Genomic DNA, 25,519 nt, shown 5'->3' with positions numbered 1-25,519 from the left:
TCGAGGCCTAACGGGCGGGCGGCAGGGCGATCACCCGACCGATGCAGGCTGGCAGTGGCAGGTCGGATTGTTCGGTGATCAAAGCCTTGAGTTTGCCCAGGGTAGGCTCCGTGAAGGGGGCCGAACGCGGGCCGGCCAGGTCGACGTGTAACAGCATCTGCTCGTTGCCCGCCAACGCCTTATCCCCGCCAACCAGATGCAGGCTGTGGTAGAGATGCAGGCGTTTGGCGTCGTGACCGATGATCTGCGTATGCACTTCGACGTCGGCGTCGACCTTCACTTCGTGCAGGTAATTGAGATGCAGTTCGAGGGTGAACAACGAGTGGCCGCTGGCGTCGCGGTTCTGGCTGTCCATGTCGAGCATGTCCATCAGCGCGTCGGTGGCGTAGCTGAAAATCAACAGATAGTAAGCGTCGCGCAGGTGACCGTTGTAATCGACCCATTCGGGGCGGATGTGGGTTTGGTAGGTGGTGAGGGTGGGCATGATGACGATCCAACGGAAGACTGTGGTTACTGTGGGAGCGGGCTTGCTCGCGAAGAGGCCGGTGCATCCAACGGATTTTCCTGTGAAAGGAATGCCGCCTTCGCGAGCAAGCCCGCTCCCACAAGGGAATTATTCGATAAAGCTCATTCCATGCTTGGCCTTGGTGGTCTTCACCGCTTCCAGCACCGCCAGCAGGCAGTCGTCACGATAGCGCTCCAGTGCCGAAATGCTGTGGCTGCCCAACTGATCGCTGGTGCCTTCCACCACATCGTCAATCAGCTTCTCGGTCAGTTCGGGGGCCGGCAGATAGGTCCACGGCAATTGCAACGCCGGGCCGAACTGAGCCATGAAATGGCGCATCCCGGCGTCGCCACCGGCCAGCGTGTACGTCAGGAACGTACCCATGAACGACCAGCGCAAGCCGGCACCAAAGCGGATGGCGTCATCGATTTCCCCGGTGGTGGCCACGCCGTCGTTGACCAGATGCAGAGCTTCGCGCCAGAGCGCTTCAAGCAGCCGATCGGCGATGAAACCGGGCACTTCCTTGCGCACGTGCAGGGGGCGCATGCCGAGCGATTCATAGACCTGCATGGCGGCCTGGATGGCTTCGGGCGCGGTGTGCTTGCCGCCGACCACTTCCACCAGCGGCAGCAGGTAGACCGGGTTGAACGGGTGACCGACCACGCAGCGTTCCGGATGGGTGGAGCCTTCGTAGAACTCGCTCGGCAGCAGCCCCGAGGTGCTGGAGCCAATCAGTGCATTGGGCTTGGCAGCGGCGCTGATCTGGCTGTGCAGTTCAAGTTTGAGTTCCAGGCGCTCGGGTGCGCTCTCTTGGATGAAGTCGGCATCGCGTACGCACTCTTCGATGGTCGTGACAAAACGCAGCCGGTCCTGGGAAGCGCCAGGCGCCAGGCCCTGTTTCTCCAGTGCGCCCCAGGCACTGGCGACGCGTTTGCGCAGCGCTGCTTCGGCACCCGGTGCCGGGTCCCAGGCCACAACGTCCAGCCCATGGGCCAGGGCCCGGCTGACCCAGCCGCTGCCGATGACGCCACTGCCCAGGGCGGCGAAGGTCTTGATGTCGGTGATAAAGCTCATGGTGGTTTCCTGAAAAGGGTCGGTAATCTTCTGTGGGAGCAAGGCTTGCCCGCGATAACGGCGGCACATGCAACGCGGATGTCGACTGTTCAATCGCCATCGCGGGCAGACCTTGCTCCCACAGAGAGGGGAGTGGAGGGGGCTGTCAGCTGCGTTTGGTCAGGCCCATTTTCTTGCGACCTTCAGCAGGCGTGAGTACGCGGGCACCGAGGCGGCTGAGGATTTCACGGGCCCGATCCACCAGTTGGCCGTTGGTGGCGAGCACGCCTTTGTCCAGCCACAGGTTATCTTCCAGACCGACCCGCACGTTGCCTCCCAACAGCACCGCTTGGGCGGCCATCGGCATTTGCATGCGACCGATGCCGAAGCCGGCCCACACCGCGTCCGCCGGCAGGTTGTCGACCATGGCTTTCATGGTGGTGGTGTCGGCCGGTGCGCCCCATGGGATGCCCAGGCAGAGCTGAAACAGCGGATTGTCCAGCAGGCCTTCCTTGATCATCTGCTTGGCGAACCACAGGTGGCCGGTGTCGAAGATTTCCAGCTCGGCCTTGACCCCCAGCTCGGTGATGCGCCTGGCCCCGGCCCGCAGTTGCGCGGGGGTGGATACGTAAATGGTGTCGCCGTCACCGAAATTAAGGGTGCCGCAATCCAGGGTGCAGATTTCCGGCAGCAGTTCTTCGACGTGGGCCAGGCGGGTCAGCGGTCCCACCAGATCAGTATTGGGGCCGAACTCCATCGGCCGCTCGCCGCTGCCGATTTCCAGGTCGCCACCCATGCCGGCGGTGAGGTTGACGATGATGTCCACGTCCGCCTCGCGGATGCGCTCCATCACTTCGCGATACAACGCCACGTCGCGGCTGAACCTGCCGGTCTGCGGATCGCGGACATGGCAATGGACGACCGTGGCTCCGGCCTTGGCGGCTTCTACGGCGGCCTCGGCGATCTGTTTCGGCGTGACCGGTACGTGGGGGCTCTTGGCGGTTGTGTCGCCAGCACCGGTGAGTGCGCAAGTGATGATGACGTCGTGGTTCATGGTGCGGTTTCCTTCAGGCGTAGTGAGTCACTGCGCAGCCAGCCGGGTGCCGCGCAGAGGGATAACGTTCGATCAGTTACTGGTCAGTTTCAGGTTGTCGGCGGCCGGCTTGCCGTCGAAGGTGGTCACGCCTTCGAGCCAGCGCTGCTTGTCCTGGGGGTGATCCTTGAGCCATTGCCGGGCCGATTCGAGCGGATCCTTGTGATCCAGCAACGGCTGCATCATCCGGCTCTCGTCTTCGGCACTGAAGGTCAAGTTGCTCAGCAAGCGGTTGACGTTCGGGCATTGTTCGGCGTAGTTCGGCGCCGTGACGGTCCAAACGGTGGCCATGCCTTCATTCGGGCCGAGGGCGTCATCGCTGCCGGTGAGGTAGGTCATCTGTACGTTGACGTTCATCGGATGCGGCGCCCAGCCGAAGAACACCACGGCTTCCTTGCGTCGCACGGCACGGTCCACAGCGGCGAGCATGCCGGCCTCGCTGGACTCCACCAGTTGGAATTTGCCCAGGCCGAACTGGTTCTTGGCGATCATTGCCTTGATCTGGGTATTGGCGCCGGACCCGGGTTCGATGCCATAGATCTTGCCGCCCAGTTCCTTCTCGAACTTGGCGATGTCGGCGAAGGTCTTCAGGCCCTTGTCGGCCAGGTAAGTCGGTACGGCCAGGGTAGCGCGGGCATCTTTCAGGCTGGGTTGCTCCAGCACCTTCACCTGCTTGGCCTCGACGAACGGCGTGATGGTCTGGGTCATCAGTGGGTTCCAGTAGCCCAGGAACATGTCCAGGCGCTGATCCCGGATGCCGGCGAAGATGATCTGCTGGGAGGCGCTGGTCTGCTTGGTCTGGTAGCCGAGGCCGTCGAGCATCACCTGGGTCAAGGCGCTGGTGGCGATGACGTCGGTCCAGTTGACGACGCCCAGGCGCACGTTCTGGCACGCGGCCGGTTCGGCTGCCAGGGTGGCCGAGCTCATGCCCAGGAAAGTGGTACCGCTGAGTGCAAGAACGCAGTAGCTGATCAGTCGTTTCATGTCGGGTTCCTCGGCAGCTTATTGTTATGGGTTCCGGTGTCTGCGCGCCGGTGATGCCAAGTTACGCAGCCGGCCCTTTCGCAAAACGCACTGCGGCGACTCGCACTTGCACTGCAGCGACCTCTTGAACGGCCCTGGCAAGTGGCGTATCAAGATCCCCACGCTACCCGTCGACCGAGTGCGCCATGTCCCAGGATTTCTACTTTTTGCTGATGCCGGGTTTTTCGGCCATCGGTTTCATTTCGGCCATCGAACCGTTGCGGGTCGCCAATCGCTTTCGTGGCGAACTGTACCGCTGGCATGTGCTGAGTGCCGATGGCGGCGCGGTCCTGGCCAGCAATGGCATGTCGGTCAACGCCGACGCTGCGCTGGAGCCGTTGAAGAAGGGCGCGACGTTGTGGGTGGTGGCGGGGTTCGAACCGCTGAAGTTCGCCACACAAGCGTTGCAACGCTGGTTGCATCGGCTGGACAAGGAGGGCGTGACCCTGGGTGGCATCGATACGGGCAGCGTGGTCCTGGCCGACGCGGGGTTGCTGGAAGGGCACCGCGTGACCCTGCACTGGGAAGCCATCGAGGCGTTCAAGGAGTCTTATCCTCAGCTCAGCGTGACCCAGGAGCTCTTCGAAATAGACCGCCGCCGCATCACCTGTGCCGGCGGCACGGCCTCCATCGATCTCATGCTGGACCTGATCGGCCAGGCCCATGGCGCGGACCTGGCGATTCAGGTCAGCGAACAGTTCGTGCTTGGCCGCATCCGCCCGCGCAAGGATCACCAGCGCATGGAAATCGCCAGCCGCTACGGCATCCGCAACAAGAAGCTGGTGCATGTCATCGGTGAGATGGAAACCCACAGCGAGCCGCCCCTGAGTACCCTTGAGCTGGCCGAATCCATCGGGGTTACCCGTCGCCAGCTCGAACGTCTGTTCCGCTTGCACCTGAACGACACCCCCAGCAACTTCTACTTGCGCTTGCGCCTGGAAAAGGCCCGGCAACTGCTGCGCCAGACCGACATGAGCGTATTGGAAGTGAGCATCGCCTGCGGGTTCGAGTCACCGTCATATTTCACCCGCAGCTATCGGGCGAGGTTCGAACGCTGCCCTCGGGAGGATCGGCGCAAGGTGGTCTGAGGGCCGAACACAGGCCCTGTGGGAGCGAGCCTGCTCGCGATGACGGTGGCAAATCCAACATGGATACCTACTGATCCACCGCCTTCGCGAGCAGGCTCGCTCCCACAGAAAACCTGCTTATTGCTTCATCAACGCCGCACACGCCGTCTTGTAAGCCTCATGCTGATATTTGTTCAGCGTTGCCGGCAAGGCGAAATCATGTTTCTTGTGTTGCGCGTTGATTGTCTGCGGTGACAGCAGCGTCACGTCGCAACCTTCCAGCAGTTGGAAGACGCCTTCGATCTTGAACGTTGTCGGGCCGCCAGCAAACTCGCCTTTCTTGCTGCGTTTCTTGATGGCGATGCGTTCGATCGCGTTCTCGGCGACGAACGCCTGTATCCGGGCAGCGAAAGCCTTGACGTTGGCGGCTTCGTCATCATCGTCCAGGGCGATTTTCCGGGTGTTCAGCGCGACGTGGCTCAATGCCTGTTGATCCAGCGAAGCGACGGCGATGATCGCTTCGCTGCCTTTGATTTCGATGCCGCAGATAATCATTCGAGCCTTCGGAGTGGGGAGGTATGAGGTCCAAGTCTATCCATATCGGAGCCGGGGGACGTGGTGATTTTTATTGCCTCAGTCCAGGGACTTGCGCAAATCCAGCATGATTTTGTCGAAGTAGTCGACTCGGATAACGCCGAAGCGGGGGTACTCGAAGTCCAGGATCACATACCGGACGATGACCGGTGAGTCCCTCAAAGGGTGAAGTTATCCCGTCCCTGGATGGAGAAACTGCCCGTGGATAACGCTTCCGGCGGGTCCGAAAGTGAAACTACCGAGGTAGGTTTCTTCCTCGTGATTGAAAATCACCGAGACCGAGCCGTTGTCGGCGTTGTTGGTCAGGAAGCGTGTCTGGCCATTCTCCGCCGACATTGTCCAGTAAGTGACGTGCACCTTCCGCTCTCCGATCACCAGGGTCTCGTTGGTCACTTCTGGGCTGAACACCATTTTGACCCCGCGAATAACCCGTTCGGCGGCCGTGTCCGGCACCTGGACGGCGGAAGCGTCAGGCGTAGCTGTCGGTCCGTCGTGTAGTAGTCGTAGGCAAAATTGATCATGTTGGATTGGAAGGGGGCACCATCCTCCAACTGGGCGACAACACTGCCGGATGATGGGGTTGCCGGGCCTGAGGCAAAGTATGTTGAGTCAGCATGATCAGCTCCTGGCGATTAGGCCGAAGTAACGGGAACCCTGTCACGTGCTGATCCTAGGCTTCTCTGTTTGGCCCGCCTACTGTCAGAGTTGACAGTTGGCGGCTAGTGGACTGTGTAGCTGGTTCGGGGACTCGGCCACTAGAGTTCAAGTTGATCGGCATGGATACCAAAGGCCGCGGCGATTTTTTCGCGAGTGGCCCGGCGGGGTTTTGCAACGGACTCCTGCTGAGCAAAGGCCGGTTGCGAAATGCCCAGACGCTTGGCGACGTCGTCCTGGGTCAGATTCAGATGTTCGCGCCAGGCACGGATGGGGGTTGCGCCGTTGACGATGCGGCTGACCACCTCATGGGGGATTAGCTCTGGCTCCAGTTTTTGTGCAACGTATTGTGAGTACGGAATCACCACAAATGCCGGATTTCCCTCGGCATCGTTGATGATCTGAATATCAGTAGGTACGTTCATCGCGTTTCTTGACCTCTTGAATGCTGACGACTTTGATCGCCCCGTCCCAATCGAACATGACTCGATAGCTCCCAACTCGAAGGCGGTAAGCGTAGCCATGGCCGACAAGCGCTTTGACATTCACCACATCAGGCATTTCAACGAGAGCCGAGATGGCGTCCCGGACCTGAACCTGATGGGGAGAATGCAATTTCAGAAGCTGCTTAACGGCTTTTCGGGTCTAGTAGATTGTGTTCCTGAAAGAACATAAGTCTTTTATAAGGCTTGCGAATCCTGACTTATATTTTTTCCGACGCGAATGCATGAACGGTGTCTGGATATTGCCCCGTCATCACTCCTGCCCAATTGACTCCAAAAACTCCGACCTATCGTCGCTCACCTGCGCCATGCAGTCGTTTTCGGCGATCTTGTACGCTTCGCTGCCCGGTTTGGCCGGGAAGGCGGCGATGGCGCAGTCGGCGTCGCGCTGTTTTTGCCATAGTTGCTGGGCGGCCTTGATCTTGGCGGTGATGTCGTTGAGTTGGGCCTTGTCGCTGCCGTAGCGGGTCTGCAGACGTTCGTTGAGGCTCTGCAGGTTTTCGCTCAGCAGCTGTTCGGCGGCCGTCTTGCCATAGGCCGAGCAGGCCAGGGTCTGGACGTCGTTTTCGACGGCGTCGCAGGGGTTCTGTTCGGTGTCTTCGGTCGCGTGGGCGACGGTGCTGATCAGTGCCAAAGCCAGGAGGATTGATTTCATTGCGTTGCCGTTCGAGTCCAGTGAAAACCAGTGATGCAGCGGATTCTGGCGCAAGCGCCGGGCAAAGAACAGACGGCGAGGGAGGGCCTCGCGCAGCCCTTTGTCGCGGATTGACGCTTTCGGCAATTCCCCTGTCGTTTTTGCACCGGGTCGCCACGGCCCTCAGGCATATGCTGGCCCCAAAGCGCCGGCAGACGATTCGGCGCATGAAATCCGATAAAAGGGGACTGCCTGATGAGCCCAGCCGAATTGCACGCCGACAGCATCGTTATCGACGGGCTGATCATTGCCAAATGGAACCGCGACCTGTTCGAAGACATGCGTAAAGGCGGCCTGACCGCTGCCAACTGCACCGTGTCGGTATGGGAAGGCTTCCAGGCCACCATCAACAACATCGCCGCCAGCCAGAAACTGATCCGCGAAAACAGCGACCTGGTGATCCCGGTGAAAACCACCGCCGACATCCGCCTCGCCAAGGAGCAGGGCAAGACCGGCATCATCTTCGGCTTCCAGAACGCCCACGCTTTCGAAGACCAGCTCGGTTACGTCGAGATCTTCAAGCAGCTTGGCGTCGGTGTGGTGCAGATGTGCTACAACACCCAGAACCTGGTCGGCACCGGTTGCTACGAGCGCGACGGCGGCCTGTCGGGCTTCGGTCGTGAAATCGTCGCCGAGATGAACCGCGTCGGCATCATGTGCGACCTGTCCCACGTCGGTTCCAAGACTTCCGAAGAGGTCATCCTCGAATCGAAGAAGCCGGTCTGCTATTCCCACTGCCTGCCGTCCGGCCTGAAAGAGCACCCGCGCAATAAGTCCGATGAAGAGCTGAAGTTCATCGCCGATCACGGCGGCTTCGTCGGCGTGACCATGTTCGCGCCGTTCCTGGCCAAGGGTATCGATTCGACCATCGACGACTACGCCGAAGCCATCGAATACACCATGAACATCGTCGGTGAAGACGCCATCGGCATCGGTACCGACTTCACCCAGGGCCATGACCAGGCGTTCTTCGAGATGCTGACTCACGACAAGGGCTACGCCCGTCGTCTGACCAGCTTCGGGAAGATCATCAACCCCCTGGGCATCCGCACCGTGGGCGAGTTCCCGAACCTCACCGAGACGCTGCTCAAGCGCGGCCATTCCGAGCGGGTGGTACGCAAGATCATGGGTGAGAACTGGGTCAACGTTTTGAAAGACGTCTGGGGCGAATAAACGCCGCTGCTGCACTGAATCCTTTACCTGCGGCCATCCGCGCCGCGGGCAACATCACGAATTTCCGGAGTCAAGTTTCAATGGCCAAAATCGCCCCTCAACTGCCTATCGAAGTCGACAGCGAAACCGGTGTCTGGACCTCCGACGCCCTGCCGATGCTCTATGTACCGCGTCACTTCTTCGTCAACAACCACATGGGCATCGAGGAAGTGCTGGGCGCCGACGCCTACGCCGAGATCCTCTACAAGGCCGGCTATAAATCCGCCTGGCACTGGTGTGAAAAAGAAGCCGAATGCCACGGCCTGGAAGGCGTCGCGGTGTTCGAACACTACATGAAGCGCCTGTCGCAACGTGGTTGGGGCCTGTTCAAGATCCAGGACATCGACCTCGACAAAGGCACCTGCAGCGTCAAGCTCGAACACTCGGCATTCGTCTATGTGTACGGCAAGGTCGGGCGCAAGGTCGACTACATGTTCACCGGCTGGTTCGCCGGTGCCATGGACCAGATCCTCGCTGCTCGCGGCAGTTCGATCCGTACCGTGGCCGAACAGGTCTACGGTGGTTCCGAAGAAGGCCACGATGACGGCCTGTTCATCGTCAAGCCGTTGTAAGTCGAGGATTGCGCCATGGCTTTTGAAGCAATGTTCCAGCCGATCCAGATCGGCAAGCTGACCATCCGCAACCGCGTGCTCAGCACCGCGCATGCCGAGGTCTATGCCACTGACGGCGGGATGACCACCGACCGGTACGTGAAGTATTACGAAGAGAAGGCCAAGGGCGGCATCGGCCTGGCAATCTGTGGTGGCTCGTCGGTGGTTGCCATCGACAGCCCGCAGGAATGGTGGAGCTCGGTAAACCTGTCCACCGATCGCATCATCCCGCACTTCCAGAACCTGGCCGACGCCATGCACAAGCATGGCGCCAAGATCATGATCCAGATTACTCACATGGGTCGTCGTTCGCGCTGGGACGGCTTCAACTGGCCGACCCTGATGTCGCCGTCCGGTGTCCGTGAGCCGGTGCACCGCGCCACGTGCAAGACCATCGAACCGGAAGAAATCTGGCGGGTGATCGGCAACTACGCCCAGGCTGCGCGCCGGGCCAAGGCCGGTGGCCTGGACGGCGTTGAGCTGTCCGCCGTGCACCAGCACATGATCGACCAGTTCTGGAGTCCGCGGGTCAACAAGCGTACCGACGAATGGGGCGGCAGCTTCGAAGGCCGGATGAAGTTTGGCCTGGAAGTGCTCAAGGCCGTGCGCGCCGAAGTGGGCGACGACTTCTGCGTGGGCATGCGCATCTGCGGTGACGAGTTCCACCCGGACGGCCTGTCCCACGAGGACATGAAGCAGATCGCCAAGTACTACGACGACACCGGCATGCTGGACTTCATCGGTGTCGTGGGTTCGGGTTGCGACACTCACAACACCCTGGCCAACGTCATCCCGAACATGAGTTATCCACCGGAGCCGTTCCTGCACCTGGCCGCCGGCATCAAGGAAGTGGTCAAGGTTCCGGTGCTGCACGCGCAGAACATCAAGGACCCGAACCAGGCCACGCGGATCCTGGAGGGCGGTTATGTCGACATGGTCGGCATGACCCGTGCCCACATCGCCGACCCGCACCTGATCGCCAAGATCAAGATGGGCCAGGTCGACCAGATCAAGCAGTGCGTCGGCGCCAACTACTGCATCGATCGTCAGTACCAAGGCCTGGACGTACTGTGCATCCAGAACGCCGCGACCTCCCGTGAATACATGGGAGTGCCGCACATCATCGAGAAATCCACCGGGCCGAAACGCAAGGTGGTGGTGGTCGGTGCCGGCCCTGCCGGGATGGAAGCCGCTCGTGTGGCGGCTGAACGTGGCCACGACGTGACCCTGTTCGAGAAGAAGGAATTCATCGGTGGGCAGATCACCACCGCTTCGAAAGCCCCACAACGGGACCAGATCGCCGGTATCACCCGCTGGTTCCAACTGGAGCTCGCGCGACTGAAAGTCGATCTGCGCCTGGGCGTGGCGGCTGACGCGGCAACCATCATGGACTTGCGTCCGGACGTGGTAGTACTCGCTGTCGGCGGGCATCCGTTCCTGGAGCAGAACGAACACTGGGGTGCCGCCGAAGGGCTGGTGGTCAGCAGCTGGGACGTGCTCGACGGCAAGGTTGCGCCGGGCAAGAACGTGCTGGTCTACGACACCATTTGCGAGTTTACCGGCATGTCCGTGGCCGACTTCCTCGCCGACAAGGGCAGCCAGGTCGAGATCGTCACCGACGACATCAAACCGGGCGTGGCCATCGGCGGGACTTCGTTCCCAACCTACTACCGCAGCATGTACCCCAAAGAAGTGATCATGACCGGGGACATGATGCTGGAGAAGGTCTACCGCGAAGGCGACAAGCTGGTGGCGGTGCTGGAGAACGAATACACCGGTGCCAAGGAAGAACGCGTGGTGGACCAGGTGGTGGTGGAGAATGGCGTGCGGCCGGACGAGGAGATCTACTACGCCCTCAAGGAAGGCTCGCGCAACAAGGGTCAGATCGACGTCGAGGCCCTGTTCGCGATCAAGCCTCAACCATGCCTGGAGCAGAGCGGCGACGGCTACCTGCTGTTCCGCATCGGTGACTGTGTGGCGCAGCGTAATACCCACGCCGCCATCTATGACGCCCTGCGGCTGTGCAAGGATTTCTAACGGCTTGTGGATAACCCAGTGGGAGCAAGGCTTGCCCGCGATAGCAGCGATACGGAGCATCTGACTGACCGAGTCAATCCCATCGCAGGCAAGCCTTGCTCCCACAGGAATCGAGCAAGACATCCAGGTTTCTGTGCCTGCAAGACCTGAGGTCTTTGGGAGCTTCACCATGCTGAACACCCTTCTTCCCATCCTGCTGTTCGCCGCTTTGGGCCTCGCGGTCCTTGGCGCCTTGCGGCGGGTGAACATGTGGCGCCGGGGGCGACCGTCCAAGGTCAACCTGATCGGCGGCCTCTTTGCCATGCCCAAGCGCTACATGGTGGATTTGCACCACGTGGTGGCGCGGGACAAATACATTGCCAACACCCACGTTGCCACGGCCGGTGGTGCGGTGGCGTCGCTTGTGCTGGCAATCCTGGTGCACGGTTTCGGCCTGCATAACCGTATCCTTGGCTATGCACTGCTGTTGATGTCGGCGGTGATGTTCGTCGGTGCGATCTTTGTCTACCTGCGTCGGCGCAATCCGCCGGCGCGCCTGTCGAAAGGCCCGTGGATGCGCCTGCCGAAAAGCCTGTTGGCGTTCTCGGCATCGTTCTTCCTGGTGACCCTGCCGGTGGCCGGTATTCTCCCGGAAAACTTCGGTGGTTGGCTGTTGGCGGCGATCCTGGGCGTCGGCGTGCTGTGGGGTGTGTCGGAGCTGTTGTTCGGCATGACCTGGGGCGGGCCGATGAAGCACGCCTTTGCCGGTGCCCTGCACCTGGCCTGGCACCGTCGTGCCGAGCGCTTTGGCGGTGGTCGCTCCACTGGCCTGAAGCCATTGGACCTGAACGATCCCACTGCGCCGTTGGGCGTGGAGAAACCCAAGGATTTCACCTGGAACCAGTTGCTCGGTTTCGACGCCTGCGTGCAGTGCGGCAAGTGTGAAGCAGCCTGCCCGGCGTTCGCCGCCGGCCAGCCGCTGAACCCGAAGAAGCTCATCCAGGATATGGTCGTCGGCCTGGCTGGCGGCACCGATGCGAAGTTCGCCGGCAGCCCGTATCCGGGCAAACCGGTGGGCGAGCACGGCGGCAATCCGCACCAGCCGATCGTCAACGGCCTTGTGGACGCCGAGACGCTGTGGTCCTGCACCACCTGCCGTGCCTGCGTCGAGGAATGCCCGATGATGATCGAGCACGTCGACGCTATCGTCGACATGCGCCGGCACCTGACCCTGGAAAAAGGCGCCACGCCGAACAAGGGCGCCGAGGTGCTGGAGAATCTCATCGCCACTGATAACCCTGGGGGCTTCGCCCCGGGCGGGCGGATGAACTGGGCGGCGGACCTCAACCTGAACCTGCTCAGCGAGAAGAAATCCACCGACGTGTTGTTCTGGGTCGGTGACGGTGCCTTCGACATGCGTAACCAGCGCACCCTGCGCGCCTTCGTCAAAGTGCTGAAGGCCGCGGACATCGATTTCGCCGTGCTCGGTCTTGAGGAGCGCGACAGCGGCGACGTGGCCCGGCGTCTCGGTGACGAAGCGACGTTCCAGCTGTTGGCCAAGCGCAATATCCAGACCCTGGCCAAATACAATTTCAAGCGCATCGTGACTTGCGATCCTCACAGTTTCCACGTGCTGAAAAATGAATACGGCGCCTTCGATGGCAACTACCTGGTGCAGCACCACAGCACCTACCTGGCGGAAATCATCGACGCCGGTGCCCTCAGCCTCGGCCAGCACAAGGGTGACAGCGTGACGTATCACGACCCGTGCTACCTGGGTCGCTACAACGGCGAATACGAGGCGCCGCGCCAGGTGCTGCGTGCCCTGGGCATAGAGGTCAAGGAAATGCAGCGTTCCGGTTTCCGTTCGCGTTGCTGCGGCGGTGGCGGCGGTGCGCCGATCACCGACATCCCGGGCAAGCAGCGGATCCCTGACATGCGTATGGAAGACATCCGCGAAACCGGCGCCGAGCTGGTGGCCGTGGGTTGTCCACAATGCACTGCGATGCTCGAGGGTGTAGTCGAGCCTCGGCCGATGATCAAGGACATCGCCGAGCTGGTGGCTGATGCCCTGCTCGAAGATGCAGCGCCGAGCAAGCCTGCGGCCTCGGCCAAACGTGAACCTGCGGAGGTGCATTAATGAGCGACATCATCCGCCGCGACCCTCGCGCCGAGTGGATCGCCCGCAACCGCCTGCACCCGCTGCACGCGGCCATGCAACCGGTACAGCACAGCTGGATGGGGCCTAACGGCATCATTCGCAAGAATGTCCATGGCGTCGGCTTTATCGGCCCCAACGGTATCAAGCGTATCGATCGCAGTGGCGCCCAGCAGGGCGGCACGGCCAAGCGCAGCGCCGCGACCGAAGTGCAACTGCCGCTGCATCAAGTGCTGCAACCGGCGTTCCACATCTGTGTGGTGCCGGACATGGTGGGCGGACGCCTCAGCAGTCACGATCGCGATCTGCTGGGCCTGGCTCATCAGTTGGCCGGGACGGAGGGTGCCGTGCTGGCAGTGGTCTTTGGTGAGCATAAGGAAAGCGCGTTCGCCACAGCCGGCGTGGATCGTCTGTTGGTGCTGGACGGCGAGGAGTTCAGCGGTTACGCACCAGAACAACGTGTGCAGGGCCTGCGGGCTGTGGATAACCAGTTCAACCCGCGACATTGGTTGCTGCCCGACAGCCGCAGCGGTGGCGCTGAACTGGGCCGGCGCTTTGCCGCGGCCCTGGGCGAGCGTCCGGCTACCCGCGTCTGGCAGGTCAAGGGCGAGGAGTGCATCGGTCGCGCCGGTGCGGGCCTGCAAGACTTGGCCCGGCCTTTGGCCCGGTTGATCCTGGCCGCCGCCGAATGTGCCGAACCGGTCAGCGAAACCCGCCACGAGGCGTTGCCGGTGGAGTTATCCACAGGCGTGGCTCGTAGCCTGTCGCGCATCGAGGATCTGGGGGCGGTGGCGGTGGATCCGGGTGCGATCCCTATGGCCGAAGCCGAATTCATTTTCTCGGGCGGCAACGGGGTCAAGGACTGGGCGCTGTTCCATCAGACGGCTGCGGCCCTGGGTGCTACCGAAGGCGCTTCGCGGGTGGCGGTGGACGATGGTTTCATGGCCCGGGACCGTCAGGTCGGCGCCAGTGGCACCTGGGTCACCGCGCGGGTCTATGTGGCCGTGGGGATTTCCGGTGCGATCCAGCACCTGCAAGGCATCGGTGCCTGCGACAAGGTGGTGGCGATCAACCTCGATCCGGGCTGCGACATGATCAAGCGGGCAGACCTGTCGGTGATCGGCGACAGCGCGGCGATTCTTCAAGCCTTGATCGCGGCGGTAGAGGCTTACCGCAACGAGGCCAAGCGTGATGCGGCTTAAGTTAAGGATTCAACCATGACGACTCAAGTGATCAGCCTCGTCTCCATCGGCGCCCACCCTACCTCCGGTCGGCCAAGGCGTGCTGACCAGGACGCCCGGGCCGTGGAGCTGGGCTTGCAACTGGCCGGAAGCGACCTGCAAGTACTGCATGCCGGCGACGTGGCCGAACCAGCCCTGCGCGCTTACCTGGGGATGGGTCTGGACGAACTTCGCGTGCTGGAAAACCCGGCAGGGGCCGACGCGCTACCGGCCCTGACCGACTACCTGCGCGACGCGGGGCCCCAGGTGGTGCTCACCGGTAGCCAGGCGGAAACCGGCGAAGGTTCGGGAATGCTGCCGTTCCTGCTGGCAGAAAACCTGGGCTGGCCATTGGTGGTGGGGCTGGCCCAGGTGGAGTCCATCGATAATGGCGTGGCGCTGGTGTTGCAGGCATTGCCCCGTGGTCAACGACGCCGGCTGAAGGTGCGTCTGCCGTTTCTCGCTACTGTGGATAACGCGGCGCCAAAACCTCGTCAGAGTGCCTACGGTCCGGCCCGACGTGGCGTCTTGCATGCCGAAGAAGTCGAAGTGATCGACGACGACTTGCTCGCAGCGGCGACGCTGCAACCGGCCAAACCGCGGCCCAAACGCCTGAAAGTGATCAAGGCCAAGAGCGGCGCCGACCGCATGAAAGCCGCCACGGCCAAGGCCAGCGGCGGAGGTGGGCAAGTGCTTAAGGGCGTGAGCCCGGAGGCCGGTGCCGAGGCGATTCTCAAGCTGTTGGTGGAGGAAGGGGTAGTTCGTTAACCCCACATCCCCGCAAAACCCTATGTGCGAGCGAGCCTGCTCGCGATGGCTGGGTGTCAGGTGACAGGGTTGTCGCCTGATACGCCGCTATCGCGAGCAGGCTCGCTCACAAGGGATTCGGGTTTACCCACAATCTCCCCTGTGCGCCTCTGTGGATAACCCCGAAAGGCGTCTGATAGCTATTGGAACCCTCTTTCATGGACATCGTATTTCGTCCCGCTTCACCCGCGGATACGCCCGAGATCGCTCGCTTGTTCCAGATTTCCTCCGAAGGTGCTTCTGACTACATCTGGAGCCAGCTGGCGGAGCCTGGACAGGATCTGGTAGAAGTGGGCGCAGCTCGCTACGCTCGGGAGGATGTTGATTTCTCCTACCAGAACTGCGTCATTGCAGAGGCTGACGGTCGGGTTATCGGGATGATGCATTGCTACGTGATGCATCATGACCCGCTGGCGACGCCCGTCACGGATCCGGTCCTGGCGCCTTACGCCGATATGGAAATTCCCGATACGCTCTATATATCGAGCCTGGCCCTGCACGAAGGTTGGCGTAACAAGGGGCTGGGCGTGCGTTTTCTCGACCTGGCACAACAGCGGGCCGATCGATTGAAGCTCAAGGGGCTGAGCCTGATTGACTACGCAGCGAACACCGGTGCCCGGCGCTTCTATGAGCGCCATGGCTTTGGCATCGTTAAAACCTGTCAGATCGTCCCGCATCCAATGATTAAGGTAACGGGAGACGCGTATCTCATGCATCGGCCCTGAACTGTTGCATGACCAGATTCCGTGGAGGAGTGAGCAGGTACCTCCCGCGGAATAGTTGCTTACCCACAGTTACTGTATACCTACTTGTGGATAACCTGTTCGCTCCTTGCTATACCCCTTGCCAATCAAGCCATCCAAGGCTTCGTTCAAATAATGATCAGCCAACTCACGGTTTTTATTGGCTTTTTCTGATCGGCGAAGACAGAGTGTGATCCACAGTTGCCCCCAATACTTGTTGGCGCTTTTGTGGATAAGATGTTCGCTCTCCTCTACAAGCCAAGCGGTACGGGCGTTTGGCTTGATTGGTCATTAAATGATCAAATCACCTGAGCAATTGGAAAACATCCCATAGAACCTTGATTTACAGGGCCTGCCAGCGCTTTTCCACAGATTCGTCAAAATTACCCCCAAACGCTGTTGGCGCTTCTGTGGATAAGGTGTTCGCTCCCCGTCGCAGGCCATATGGATCAGGCATCTGCGGTCTTTGATCATAAAATGACCGATGTGCTGGAAAATCCCTCTATGGGGATAAATTCCGGTTCATTCTGGGGTTTTCCAAGAAATTGCTCATTCCTCGGTGGACTTGTCCCCATTAGCTGTGGGTTGTCATGTGGATAACTTGTTGGCGAAAGGCTGCGACGCCCGCCGGGTATAGTTCGAATCGCGATAGATCAAATTTCATACAGTTCTAAGGAACTGCCTTGACGCATACCTGTCGCGTGTCTTCACTCCAAACGACAAGGACACCAGCGTTTTTATCCACATCCGGTTCAGGGAGAGCACAGGATGGATAGCCGACCCCCTCACGCGTACCTCCCCTCCTCGGTGAATCGCGTTCCGACGCCTCCCACGTTGTTGCCCAGACGCATTCGTCGCCACGCCGCCAATCAGCGTGTGCGCCAATAGCCTTCATGCACGCCTGGTTTCACCCGCAATACCGTTGATTGCCGCGGGTACCCTTGCGGGGCCATGGCCAGGCGTTTTTGTACGCCTTCGATTTACAGGCAACCGAAGAGTTGCCCTTTCTGCCTGAGAGGACTTGGACATGACACGGATCTCGACCCCCATCAGTGATATCAAGGAACACTACGACGTTATCGTCATCGGCTCCGGTTACGGTGGTGGCATCGCCGCTTCAAGACTATCCCGGGCCGGACGCAAGGTGTGCCTGCTGGAGCGGGGCCGAGAGATGCAACCCGGCGAATACCCCAACACCATGCTGGCGGCCACCGAGGAGTTGCAGGTACATGACCCGGACGGCCACATCGGCTCGCGCACCGGCATGTTCGACTTGCACGTCAATGCCCAGCAGAACGTGGTGGTGGGCTGTGGCCTGGGCGGTACTTCGCTGATCAACGCCAATGTCTCCCTGGAACCGGAGTCCGGTGTATTCGAAGATCCACGCTGGCCGTTGGAAGTGCGTGAACACCGCGACACATTGCTCAAGGACGGTTACGCCCGGGCCAGGGAAATGCTCAAGCCCAATGCCTATCCGTCATCGGAGCCGAAGCTGCCCAAGCTCGAAGCCCACCGCAAGTCGGCCGACTACCTCAAGCAAACTGCGCATTTCTATCGGCCGCCGATCAACGTTACGTTCGACAAGTTGCCCAACAACCTCAACCACGTCGGCGTCGAACAGTTGCCGTGCAACGGCTGTGGCGACTGCGTCTCCGGTTGTAACAACAAGGCCAAGAACACCACGCTGATGAATTACCTGCCGGATGCCTGGAACCACGGCGCGGAAATTTTCTGCCAGGCCGAGGTCCGGCACCTGGAGCGCGACGGTGACGGCTGGATCGTACACTTCCAGTACCTGGACAGCGGCCGCGAACTGTTCTCGGCACCGACGCTGTTCGTGCGGGCCGACATCGTGGTGGTGTCCGCCGGAACTCTGGGTTCCACCGAGATCATGCTGCGTTCCCGGGACAAGGGGCTGTCGCTGTCCAGTCAACTGGGCGAGAACATGAGCGGCAACGGCGACATCCTCGGGTTCGGCCACAACTGCGACCAGACCATCAACGGCATCGGTTTCGGCGCCCATTCGGCCAAGGAACTGGAACCGGTGGGGCCGTGTATCACCTCGATCATCGACATGCGCACCGAGGGTGACTGGCGCAGCCGCATGGTCATCGAGGAAGGCTCGATCCCTGGCGCTCTTGGTCGGCCGATGGTGCCGAGCATGGCGGCGTTCGCCGAGATGATTGGCGTGCCCACCGATAAGGGGTTCGGTGCCAGCCTGAAATACAAGGGACGGGAAGCCGAAAGCTTCCTGCGCGGCCCGTATTACGGCGCGCTGCACAACATGCAGACTTATCTGATCATGAGCCACGACAACGGCAAGGGCCGTATGGTACTCGACAGCAAGGACCAGTTGCGCATCGACTGGCCCGGTGTCGGTGAGCAGGAAAACGTCACCCTCGGCAATGAACGCCTGCACCAGAGCACCAAGGCGCTGGGCGGGATCTGGGTCGAGAACCCGATCTGGACCAAGTTGCTCAAGCACAGCATCGTCTCGGTTCATCCGCTGGGCGGCTGCGTGATGGGTGAGGACGCGACGCAAGGCGTGGTCAACCACAAGGGCCAGGTGTTCAGCGGCACCAGCGGCACGGATGTCTACCCTGGCCTGTACGTGGCCGACGGTGCAGTGATTCCGACCTCACTGGCAGTCAACCCGCTGCTGACGATTTCGGCGGTGAGCGAACGCAACATGGGGCTGTTGGCGGCCGATCGTGGCTGGCATATCGACTATACGCTGCCTTCGGCCCCGAAAAAGTCGGTGGCGGCGCCAACCCTCGGCGTGCAGTTCACCGAAACCATGAAGGGCTATTTCTCTACCGCCTTCACCCAGGCCCAAGGCACGGATCTCACGCTTTACGAAGCGGCGGCGAAACGCGGAAGAACCGACAACTCGACCATCGAGTTCACCCTGACCATTACCGCCGACGACCTCAATCGGATGATCAAGGAGCCGGAGCACGCTGCGACACTGGTGGGCACTCTGGACGCCCCCTTGCTCTCGCCGCAGCCGCTGGTTGCCAGCAACGGCGTCTTCAATCTGTTCGAGCAATACCAGGAGCAGGTGGGCGTGCGGCACATGAACTACGACATGAAGCTGACCGCCGAGGACGGCAGCGACTATTACTTCAGTGCCTTCAAGACCGTGCCCGAGGACAATGGCGTGCTGAACATCTGGCATGACACCAGCACCCTCTATGTCACCCTCTATCGCGGGCCGGACAAGACCGGCGCGGTACTCGGCTCGGGGGTGATGCACATCCTGCCGGCGGACTTTGCCAAGCAGATGACCACCATGAAGGTGCTCAACGCCCGCAACGAACGCGAGCGGGTCGAAGCCCTGGCGCGGTTCGGCAAGTTCTTTGCCGGCATCCTGTGGGAGAGCTACGGCGGGGTGTTCGCCGGCGATATCTACTTCAACCCGGATGCGCCACCGCGGATCAAGCGGCCGCTGGACGCGCCGGCACCGACCGTGCATTTCTTCGAGACCGAAGACAACGTCCAGCTGCGCCTGACCCGTTATCAGGCGGGCAGCAAAGGTCCGGTGATGCTGGTTCACGGGCTGGGCGTGGGCTCGAACATCTTTTCCACCGATACCATTCACACCAACCTGCTGGAGTACCTGTGCAAGCACGAATACGACGTCTGGCTGCTGGACTTGCGAGTGAGCATCCTGCTGCCCGCCAGCAAGCATGAATGGAACGGCGACCAGGTGGCCCAGTACGACTTCAAGGCGGCCATCGAACAGATCCAGCAGGCGACCCTCGCCCGCGACGTGCAGTGTGTGGTGCATTGCTACGGTGCCACGACCTTCTTCATGTCGATGCTGGCGGGGCTGCAAGGGGTGCGCTCGGTAGTCTGCTCGCAGATTGCCGCCGATACGGTGGTCGCCACCGCCACCGGTCTGAAGGCCGGCCTGCACCTGCCGGGCATGCTCGACGCCATCGGCATCAAGTCCCTTACCGCCTACGCCGACACCAAGGAGAACTGGTTCAACAAGCTCTACGACAAAGCGCTCAATGGTTATGCCCGGATCGAGGCCCAGGGCTACTGCACCAACCCGGTCTGTCATCGCATCACCTTCATGTATGCGTCGCTGTACCGCCACGACACCCTCAACGAAACCCTGCACGACAACCTGCATGAACTGTTCGGCGAGTCGAACATGCACACCTTCGAGCACCTGGCGCTGATCGTGCGCAAGGGGCATCTGGTGGACTTCAAGGGCAACGACGTCTATATGCCGCATTTCGATCGGCTGAAATTGCCGATCTGCTTCATCAGCGGTGCCGACAACCAGTGCTACTTGCCGCAGAGCACCCTCAAGACCTATGAGCGACTGTGCGACATGCATGGCCCGCAACTGTTCAGCCGCCACGAAATACCGGGCTACGGCCATATCGACTGCATGTTCGGCAAGGATGCGGTGGTGGATGTGTATCCGATCATCCTCCAGCACCTGGAGAAGACTGCGCTGGGTTAGAACCGCGTCGACTTCTTCGCGAGCAGGCTCGCTCCCACAGGAGACCGCATGCCCATGTGGGAGCGAGCCTGCTCGCGAAATCGATCGGTAGGGCGCTGCACCTCGTGGATAGGCTTAAGGAAAAAGGATGCCCATGAACACTTACATCCGCTGGTACCAACGCATCATCTGGGTCGGGATTGTCATGAACATGTTCTTCGCGATTCCGGCGCTGTTCGCGCCGGCATTGCTGACGTCCATGCTTGGCCTGCCGCCCGTGCTGTCCGATCCCTGGCTGGAAAACACCGGCATGTTGCTGGTGGGGATCAGCCTGTTCTATATGCCGTCGGGGTTCAATGCGCCACGCTTCGTGGTGAATTCGTGGCTGTGCGTGCTCTCGCGGCTGGTGGCGGTGGTGTTCTGGATCTACCTGATCAACACCAACAACCAGGGCTCGTTGTTCGTGCCGATGCTGATGGGTGACCTGAGCATGTTCCTGATACTGGGCGTGCTGCTGTACCTGGGCAGCACGGTTGCCCATCGCCCGCTGGCCTTGCTCTGTACGGGGTGCCGGGAGTGGCGTGAAGGCTGGACACGGCACTGGCACAGTCCGCGCTTCAGGACCGGTGTGCTGGTCGTGGTGCTGGTACTGGGCTTCATCGGTTACCAGACCTGGTACCAGATGATCCGCGAGGTACCACAGCCGGACTTCGCTTCCGACGAAGACCATTACAAATACGCTGCCATCGGCCTTGGCATAGAAGCACGGATTCCTTACTACCTGTTCGCCGTGTTGCCGCAGATGTGCCCGGAAAAGATGCCCAAGCCGGGTGGCTACGAAGTATTCGGTTTCCTCTATGAAAACGGTAAGGACCTGCCCATCGGCATGGCCAAGCGACAACTGGGCTACCCCACCGTGGAGCCGAACTGCGCCCTGTGCCATACCGGCTCATACCGGGCCAACGCCACCGACGTAGCGGTTCCGGTCGCAACCGCGCCGGCCAATACCTTGCAACTGCAAGCCTTCCAGTGGTTTGCCTACGATTGTGCCAGCGACCCGAAATTCACCCCCGATGCGATCATGGCCGCGATCAACGGCAAGTTCCAACTGGGCTTTTTCGAGAAGCTGTACAACCGCTACCTGATCATCCCGATGGCCAAGAGCGCGCTGCTCAAGCAGAAGCAGGCCTACGCCTGGCAGAAACTGCGCCCGGCCCAGGGCCCCGGGCGGACCGACACCTTCAATCCGACCAAAATGGTGGTGTTCGGCTTCCCGGACGACTCGACCATCGGCACTGTGGACCTGCCGCAGGTCTGGAACCAGAAGCCTCGCGAGTCGATGTACCTGCACTGGGACGGCAATAACAACAACATTCACGAGCGCAACTACGCCGCCGCCATGGCTGTTGGCGCGACGCCGGAGTCGGTGCTGCCGCCCAGCTTCAACCGGGTGACCAACTGGTTGCTGGGGCACAAGGCGCCGGCCTGGCCGTTCGCCCTGGATCAGGCGAAGGTGGCCCAGGGCAAACCGATCTGGGAGAAAAACTGCGCCGGTTGCCACGACTTCGGCCGCACCGACACGGGCCAGGTCACTACCAACATCGACCAGTTGGGCACCGATCCCCATCGCCTGAATTCCTTCACCACCGGGTTGGTGACGGCGTTCCACGGCTTCAAGAAGCCGCCATTCGATTTCAACGCTTACCGCAAGACCCAAAGCTACAGCAACACCCCCACCGACGGCGTCTGGTTGCGTGCGCCGTATCTGCACAACGGCTCGGTGCCGACCTTGTGGGACCTGTTGCTGCCGCCGGAGCAGCGTCCGCAGGTGTTCTACACCGGCTCCGATATCTACGATCCGCAGAAGGTCGGCTTTATCACCAGCGGCGGGCAGATGAAGGCGTCGGCGGATTTCAAATACGACACCCGGCTGGAGGGCAACCACAACGGCGGTCACCTGTATGGCACGCAGCTGTCGGACACTGACAAGCGAGCCCTGATCGAGTTCATGAAGACCCTGTAGCCCAGGGCACTGCGAAGGAGCGTCCACATGTCATTACTGCATCATTGGGAACATGAGTTCGACAAGGTCAAGGTCCGCCTGCATGGGTTGGTCACGCGGCTGGAGATGTCCTGGAAAAAGCTCGTCAACGATCTGGAGCCCGAGGAGTTCCAGGCCATCGTCAAGCTGTTGCAACGGGGCCACGACCAGGCCCGGCACGTGATCGAACATGGCGACCTGCCGGACGACGAGCCGGCCGTGCCGTGGGAGCTGGCCCACGGCCTGTCGATCCTGAAGATCGGCAACGCCAAGCCCTTGCCGCAAAGCGAAGACGAATTGCCGACCCGGGTGCTCAAGGACGGCACTTTGCTGGGCTGTCGCAAATGGGAATTGCTGGACCTGTTGTGGAGCGAGGCGCTGCTCAAGTGGATCGAGAACCTGCGCCATCATGCGCCGTTCGCCACCAACCCCGCGTTGGTGAAAATGGACAGCGACGTGGTGCTGGCCATTGCTGGCGACTGGGGTACCGGACCGTTCGATAGCCACGCTCCAGCCGTGGCGGTGGCCAATCAGATGCAACTGGCCGAGGCCGATTTCACCATTCACCTGGGGGACGTCTACTACGCCGGCACGCATTCCCAGGAAGACGTCGACATGGTCGGCTGGCCCCAGGGCAAGCACGGTTCGTTCACCCTCAATTCCAATCATGAGATGTACAGCGGCGCCCATGGCTACTTCAAGGAGCTGGCCAAGCGCTTTCCGGTGCAGCAGGGCACCAGTTACTTTGCCTTGTACAACGACGACTGGCTGGTGGTCGGCCTCGACAGCGCCTACGCCTCGGATGCCATGAACCTGTACATGGACGGCACACTCAACGTTCAACAGATCGACTGGATGAAAAGCCTGCCCAAGCGCAAGAAACTGATGGTGCTCAGTCATCACCAGGGGTTCGACATTTCCGGGCACAACAAGACCGCGCTGTACCAGCCGGTGTGCGATGCGCTGGGGCGTGAACCGGATTACTGGTATTGGGGGCATTTGCACAACGGGATCTGCTACGCCACCCAAGGCGGGTTGCACGCACGCTGCGCCGGGCACGGTGCGATTCCCTATGGCACCACCAGCGAGCTGAACGGGCATCCGCGGGTGTTGTGGTCGGAGACGAAACTGGCGGGGGACGAGGTGTATCCGGAGCGGGTGCTGAACGGGTATGTGAAGGTGCGGCTGGTGGGCGAGAACATCGAAGAGACGTTCTACGGGGAGGATGGCTCGGTGCGGTGGTCTTCGGTGACGGGCTGATAGTCAGGCCGCTATCGCGAGCAGGCTCGCTCCCACAGTGAATTTGTGGTGTATACGATATTTATGCATGACGCGGGACCTGTGGGAGCCAGGCTTGCCCGCGAAGACGGTGGTACAAACAACATTGATGCGAGTTGATCCACCGCTATCGCGAGCAGGCTCGCTCCCACAGGGGATCTTTGGCGGACCGAAGATCGAATGTGGAAGCGAGCCTGCTCGCGATGCCGTTGCTCTTAGGCCTGGACCTTGATGCCCTTGAGGTACGGAGCAGGCTCGGCGCCCAGGTTGTTCAGCATGCGACCGCTGTACCAGTCCACGAAGTTCACCACGCCGAACTCATAGGTCTTGGAGTATGGGCCAGGCTGGTAGGCGGTGGAGTTGATGCCGCGCTGGTTTTCTTCGGCCAGGCGACGGTCCTGGTCGTTGGTAGCGTCCCAGACTTCGCGCATGCGCGCCACGTCGTAGTCCACGCCTTCGACCGCGTCCTTGTGCACGATCCACTTGGTGGTGACCATGGTTTCCTGGGCGCTGATCGGCCACACGGTGAACACGATGATGTGGTCGCCCATGCAGTGGTTCCATGAGTGCGGCAGGTGCAGGATACGCATCGAGCCCAGGTCCGGGTTCTTGATGCGACCCATCAACTTGGCGCAGCCCTGCTTGCCATCCATGGTCATCGACACAGTGCCTTTGAGCAGCGGCATGCGCACGATGCGGTTACGCAGGCCGAAGCTGGCGTGTGCGTAAGGGATCTTCTCCGCTTCCCAGGCAGCAGCGGAAGCGGCCACGTGGTCCTTGAACGCCTGGTCTGCGCGCGGGTCGGTGACGTCGTCCCATTCCAGCAGGGTCTTGAGCAATTCCGGGTGCGAGCCGCCGCAGTGGTAGCACTCGCGGTTGTTTTCCAGCACCAGTTTCCAGTTGGCCTTCTCCATCAAGGTGGTTTGCACCGCCACCTTGGTGTTTTCCATGTCGTAGGGTTCCATGTAATGGCTCAGGGTCGACAGGAAATCATCGATGGCCGGCGGGTTCTCTGCCAGGCTGATGAAGATGTAGCCACCGGCGGTCTTCACGTTCACCGGCTTGAGGCCATACTGATTCATGTCGAAGTCGGCGCCCATTTCGGTACCGGCGAACAGCAGGCGACCGTCGAGCTCGTAGGTCCACTGGTGGTAATGGCAGACCAGCTTGGCAACCTTGCCTTTGTCGCTGGTGCACAGGCGCGAACCACGGTGGCGGCAGACGTTGTGGAAAGCGTGGACCACACCGTCGGCGCCGCGGATCACGATGATCGGGTTCTTGCCGACTTGCAGGGTCAGGTAGTTGCCTTTGGTCGGGATCTCGCAGGTCATGCCGGCGATCAGCCATTCCTTCTGGAAGATCTCCTGCATGTCGATATCGAACAGGCGCTCGTCGCTATAGAATGGCTGCGGCAGCGAGTAGGTGCGCTCGCGTTCCTGCAGCATCTGCACGGTGGCCTTGCGTGCGGGTTCCAGTGGATCGCCCAGGCTCAGGGTTGTGGTCACGTCCATCGTTGTATCCTCATGGCCATCTGTGTGGCCGGCGAAATATGGCTAATCGGTTGTGCTACGCAAGGCAGAAAACGTTGTTTGTCTGTTGGGGCGAGTGTGGGGCCGCGCCGGGCTGGAACCTTATCCATGGGCGACATGGCCCAATCTGTTCCCGACGCGCCAGAGCCGGTAGTTAGGGGCTGGTCGCGATAAGTATGTGAATGTCGCAGATAGGTAAATGGCCGTTCTGGCGCCTGCGCACAATCGCCACCATGAAGGCCGGCAGTCGGCCGTGGAG

General features: G+C 61.0%; 22 protein-coding genes. 11 read left to right on the top strand and 11 right to left on the bottom strand.

From position 1 onward, the window contains the following. Positions 1 to 7: 7 nt before the first annotated feature. The 4 genes from AD665_RS00520 to AD665_RS00505 form a co-directional block, all read right to left on the bottom strand. Complete coding sequence (locus tag AD665_RS00520) at positions 8 to 484, bottom strand: thioesterase family protein (protein WP_024776557.1); 477 nt, start codon at positions 482 to 484, stop codon at positions 8 to 10. A 129-nt stretch (positions 485 to 613) separates the two neighbouring features. Continuing rightward, positions 614 to 1,579: an L-carnitine dehydrogenase gene (locus tag AD665_RS00515; protein WP_024776558.1), complete on the bottom strand. Its 966-nt coding sequence runs from the start codon at positions 1,577 to 1,579 to the stop codon at positions 614 to 616. A gap of 145 nt (positions 1,580 to 1,724) precedes the next feature. Continuing rightward, on the bottom strand, positions 1,725 to 2,612 hold the full coding sequence (gene cdhC / locus AD665_RS00510) for a 3-dehydrocarnitine:acetyl-CoA trimethylamine transferase CdhC (protein WP_024776559.1): 888 nt from the start codon (positions 2,610 to 2,612) through the stop codon (positions 1,725 to 1,727). 72 nt (positions 2,613 to 2,684) lie between these two features. Beyond that, positions 2,685 to 3,635 carry a choline ABC transporter substrate-binding protein gene (locus AD665_RS00505; protein ID WP_024776560.1) on the bottom strand — a complete coding sequence of 317 codons (951 nt, stop codon included), beginning with the start codon at positions 3,633 to 3,635 and terminating at the stop codon, positions 2,685 to 2,687. Between the two features lie 185 nt (positions 3,636 to 3,820). Between AD665_RS00505 and AD665_RS00500 the strand changes: the two genes are divergently transcribed. After that, complete coding sequence (locus AD665_RS00500) at positions 3,821 to 4,762, top strand: GlxA family transcriptional regulator (RefSeq protein ID WP_024776561.1); 942 nt, start codon at positions 3,821 to 3,823, stop codon at positions 4,760 to 4,762. Between the two features lie 117 nt (positions 4,763 to 4,879). Here AD665_RS00500 and AD665_RS00495 read toward each other — a convergent pair whose 3' ends face one another. The 6 genes from AD665_RS00495 to AD665_RS00475 all read right to left on the bottom strand — a co-directional run bounded on the left by AD665_RS00495 (position 4,880) and on the right by AD665_RS00475 (position 7,147). Then, positions 4,880 to 5,296: a DUF3010 family protein gene (locus AD665_RS00495; protein ID WP_024776562.1), complete on the bottom strand. Its 417-nt coding sequence runs from the start codon at positions 5,294 to 5,296 to the stop codon at positions 4,880 to 4,882. A gap of 78 nt (positions 5,297 to 5,374) precedes the next feature. Next, entirely contained in the window at positions 5,375 to 5,497 is a 123-nt protein-coding gene (locus tag AD665_RS27980) for a hypothetical protein (RefSeq protein WP_275077654.1), read from the bottom strand. A 9-nt stretch (positions 5,498 to 5,506) separates the two neighbouring features. Next, a complete protein-coding gene (locus AD665_RS00490; RefSeq protein ID WP_147460424.1) occupies positions 5,507 to 5,728 on the bottom strand; it encodes a hypothetical protein in 222 nt (73 codons plus the stop codon). A gap of 362 nt (positions 5,729 to 6,090) precedes the next feature. Beyond that, on the bottom strand, positions 6,091 to 6,414 hold the full coding sequence (locus tag AD665_RS00485; protein ID WP_053190528.1) for a helix-turn-helix domain-containing protein: 324 nt from the start codon (positions 6,412 to 6,414) through the stop codon (positions 6,091 to 6,093). Beyond that, the gene (locus AD665_RS00480; protein WP_122319480.1) at positions 6,398 to 6,610 is read right to left on the bottom strand and encodes a type II toxin-antitoxin system RelE family toxin; all 213 of its coding nucleotides are present in this window, start codon (positions 6,608 to 6,610) and stop codon (positions 6,398 to 6,400) included. The genes AD665_RS00485 and AD665_RS00480 overlap by 17 nt, the downstream gene beginning before the upstream one ends. A 135-nt stretch (positions 6,611 to 6,745) precedes the next feature. Then, positions 6,746 to 7,147 carry a lysozyme inhibitor LprI family protein gene (locus AD665_RS00475; protein ID WP_024776565.1) on the bottom strand — a complete coding sequence of 134 codons (402 nt, stop codon included), beginning with the start codon at positions 7,145 to 7,147 and terminating at the stop codon, positions 6,746 to 6,748. A gap of 234 nt (positions 7,148 to 7,381) precedes the next feature. On the opposite strand from AD665_RS00475, the gene AD665_RS00470 reads away from it, so the two are divergent. The 10 genes from AD665_RS00470 (at position 7,382) to AD665_RS00425 (ending at position 23,713) form a co-directional block, all read left to right on the top strand. Beyond that, positions 7,382 to 8,359: a dipeptidase gene (locus AD665_RS00470; protein WP_024776566.1), complete on the top strand. Its 978-nt coding sequence runs from the start codon at positions 7,382 to 7,384 to the stop codon at positions 8,357 to 8,359. 80 nt (positions 8,360 to 8,439) lie between these two features. Continuing rightward, on the top strand, positions 8,440 to 8,970 hold the full coding sequence (locus AD665_RS00465) for a DUF5943 domain-containing protein (protein WP_024776567.1): 531 nt from the start codon (positions 8,440 to 8,442) through the stop codon (positions 8,968 to 8,970). Between the two features lie 15 nt (positions 8,971 to 8,985). After that, a complete protein-coding gene (gene dgcA / locus AD665_RS00460; protein ID WP_024776568.1) occupies positions 8,986 to 11,046 on the top strand; it encodes a dimethylglycine demethylation protein DgcA in 2,061 nt (686 codons plus the stop codon). Between the two features lie 169 nt (positions 11,047 to 11,215). Further along, on the top strand, positions 11,216 to 13,165 hold the full coding sequence (gene dgcB, locus AD665_RS00455; RefSeq protein ID WP_024776569.1) for a dimethylglycine demethylation protein DgcB: 1,950 nt from the start codon (positions 11,216 to 11,218) through the stop codon (positions 13,163 to 13,165). Continuing rightward, a complete protein-coding gene (gene etfA / locus AD665_RS00450; RefSeq protein WP_024776570.1) occupies positions 13,165 to 14,385 on the top strand; it encodes an electron transfer flavoprotein subunit alpha in 1,221 nt (406 codons plus the stop codon). The genes dgcB and etfA overlap by 1 nt, the downstream gene beginning before the upstream one ends. Before the next feature lie 15 nt (positions 14,386 to 14,400). After that, positions 14,401 to 15,171: an electron transfer flavoprotein subunit beta gene (gene etfB, locus AD665_RS00445; RefSeq protein WP_024776571.1), complete on the top strand. Its 771-nt coding sequence runs from the start codon at positions 14,401 to 14,403 to the stop codon at positions 15,169 to 15,171. A gap of 197 nt (positions 15,172 to 15,368) precedes the next feature. Next, entirely contained in the window at positions 15,369 to 15,935 is a 567-nt protein-coding gene (locus tag AD665_RS00440; protein WP_024776572.1) for a GNAT family N-acetyltransferase, read from the top strand. 1,045 nt (positions 15,936 to 16,980) lie between these two features. Then, positions 16,981 to 20,433 carry a GMC oxidoreductase gene (locus AD665_RS00435; RefSeq protein ID WP_053190526.1) on the top strand — a complete coding sequence of 1,151 codons (3,453 nt, stop codon included), beginning with the start codon at positions 16,981 to 16,983 and terminating at the stop codon, positions 20,431 to 20,433. A gap of 133 nt (positions 20,434 to 20,566) precedes the next feature. Beyond that, positions 20,567 to 22,435, top strand: a complete 1,869-nt coding sequence (locus AD665_RS00430; protein ID WP_053191286.1) for a c-type cytochrome — start codon at positions 20,567 to 20,569, stop codon at positions 22,433 to 22,435. Between the two features lie 27 nt (positions 22,436 to 22,462). Further along, positions 22,463 to 23,713, top strand: coding sequence for a metallophosphoesterase family protein (locus AD665_RS00425; protein ID WP_053190523.1), 1,251 nt, complete (start codon positions 22,463 to 22,465; stop codon positions 23,711 to 23,713). A 233-nt stretch (positions 23,714 to 23,946) separates the two neighbouring features. Here the strand turns inward: AD665_RS00425 and gbcA are convergent, their stop codons facing one another. Further along, a complete protein-coding gene (gene gbcA / locus AD665_RS00420; protein WP_024779451.1) occupies positions 23,947 to 25,242 on the bottom strand; it encodes a glycine-betaine demethylase subunit GbcA in 1,296 nt (431 codons plus the stop codon). Positions 25,243 to 25,519 lie beyond the last annotated feature (277 nt).

The sequence above is a fragment of the Pseudomonas corrugata genome (genome assembly GCF_001269905.1).
In the GTDB taxonomy this organism is placed as follows: Bacteria; Pseudomonadota; Gammaproteobacteria; order Pseudomonadales; family Pseudomonadaceae; genus Aquipseudomonas; species Aquipseudomonas corrugata.
This window is presented reverse-complemented; position numbering and strand designations above follow the sequence as displayed.

What these genes read in the sequence shown, in the direction of transcription:
- AD665_RS00520 (WP_024776557.1), bottom strand. Translation starts at nt 484, where the DNA reads ATGCCCACCCTCACCACCTACCAAACCCACATCCGCCCCGAATGGGTC.
- AD665_RS00515 (WP_024776558.1), bottom strand. Translation starts at nt 1,579, where the DNA reads ATGAGCTTTATCACCGACATCAAGACCTTCGCCGCCCTGGGCAGTGGC.
- cdhC (WP_024776559.1), bottom strand. Translation starts at nt 2,612, where the DNA reads ATGAACCACGACGTCATCATCACTTGCGCACTCACCGGTGCTGGCGAC.
- AD665_RS00505 (WP_024776560.1), bottom strand. Translation starts at nt 3,635, where the DNA reads ATGAAACGACTGATCAGCTACTGCGTTCTTGCACTCAGCGGTACCACT.
- AD665_RS00500 (WP_024776561.1), top strand. Translation starts at nt 3,821, where the DNA reads ATGTCCCAGGATTTCTACTTTTTGCTGATGCCGGGTTTTTCGGCCATC.
- AD665_RS00495 (WP_024776562.1), bottom strand. Translation starts at nt 5,296, where the DNA reads ATGATTATCTGCGGCATCGAAATCAAAGGCAGCGAAGCGATCATCGCC.
- AD665_RS00485 (WP_053190528.1), bottom strand. Translation starts at nt 6,414, where the DNA reads ATGAACGTACCTACTGATATTCAGATCATCAACGATGCCGAGGGAAAT.
- AD665_RS00475 (WP_024776565.1), bottom strand. Translation starts at nt 7,147, where the DNA reads ATGAAATCAATCCTCCTGGCTTTGGCACTGATCAGCACCGTCGCCCAC.
- AD665_RS00470 (WP_024776566.1), top strand. Translation starts at nt 7,382, where the DNA reads ATGAGCCCAGCCGAATTGCACGCCGACAGCATCGTTATCGACGGGCTG.
- AD665_RS00465 (WP_024776567.1), top strand. Translation starts at nt 8,440, where the DNA reads ATGGCCAAAATCGCCCCTCAACTGCCTATCGAAGTCGACAGCGAAACC.
- dgcA (WP_024776568.1), top strand. Translation starts at nt 8,986, where the DNA reads ATGGCTTTTGAAGCAATGTTCCAGCCGATCCAGATCGGCAAGCTGACC.
- dgcB (WP_024776569.1), top strand. Translation starts at nt 11,216, where the DNA reads ATGCTGAACACCCTTCTTCCCATCCTGCTGTTCGCCGCTTTGGGCCTC.
- etfA (WP_024776570.1), top strand. Translation starts at nt 13,165, where the DNA reads ATGAGCGACATCATCCGCCGCGACCCTCGCGCCGAGTGGATCGCCCGC.
- etfB (WP_024776571.1), top strand. Translation starts at nt 14,401, where the DNA reads ATGACGACTCAAGTGATCAGCCTCGTCTCCATCGGCGCCCACCCTACC.
- AD665_RS00440 (WP_024776572.1), top strand. Translation starts at nt 15,369, where the DNA reads ATGGACATCGTATTTCGTCCCGCTTCACCCGCGGATACGCCCGAGATC.
- AD665_RS00435 (WP_053190526.1), top strand. Translation starts at nt 16,981, where the DNA reads ATGACACGGATCTCGACCCCCATCAGTGATATCAAGGAACACTACGAC.
- AD665_RS00430 (WP_053191286.1), top strand. Translation starts at nt 20,567, where the DNA reads ATGAACACTTACATCCGCTGGTACCAACGCATCATCTGGGTCGGGATT.
- AD665_RS00425 (WP_053190523.1), top strand. Translation starts at nt 22,463, where the DNA reads ATGTCATTACTGCATCATTGGGAACATGAGTTCGACAAGGTCAAGGTC.
- gbcA (WP_024779451.1), bottom strand. Translation starts at nt 25,242, where the DNA reads ATGGACGTGACCACAACCCTGAGCCTGGGCGATCCACTGGAACCCGCA.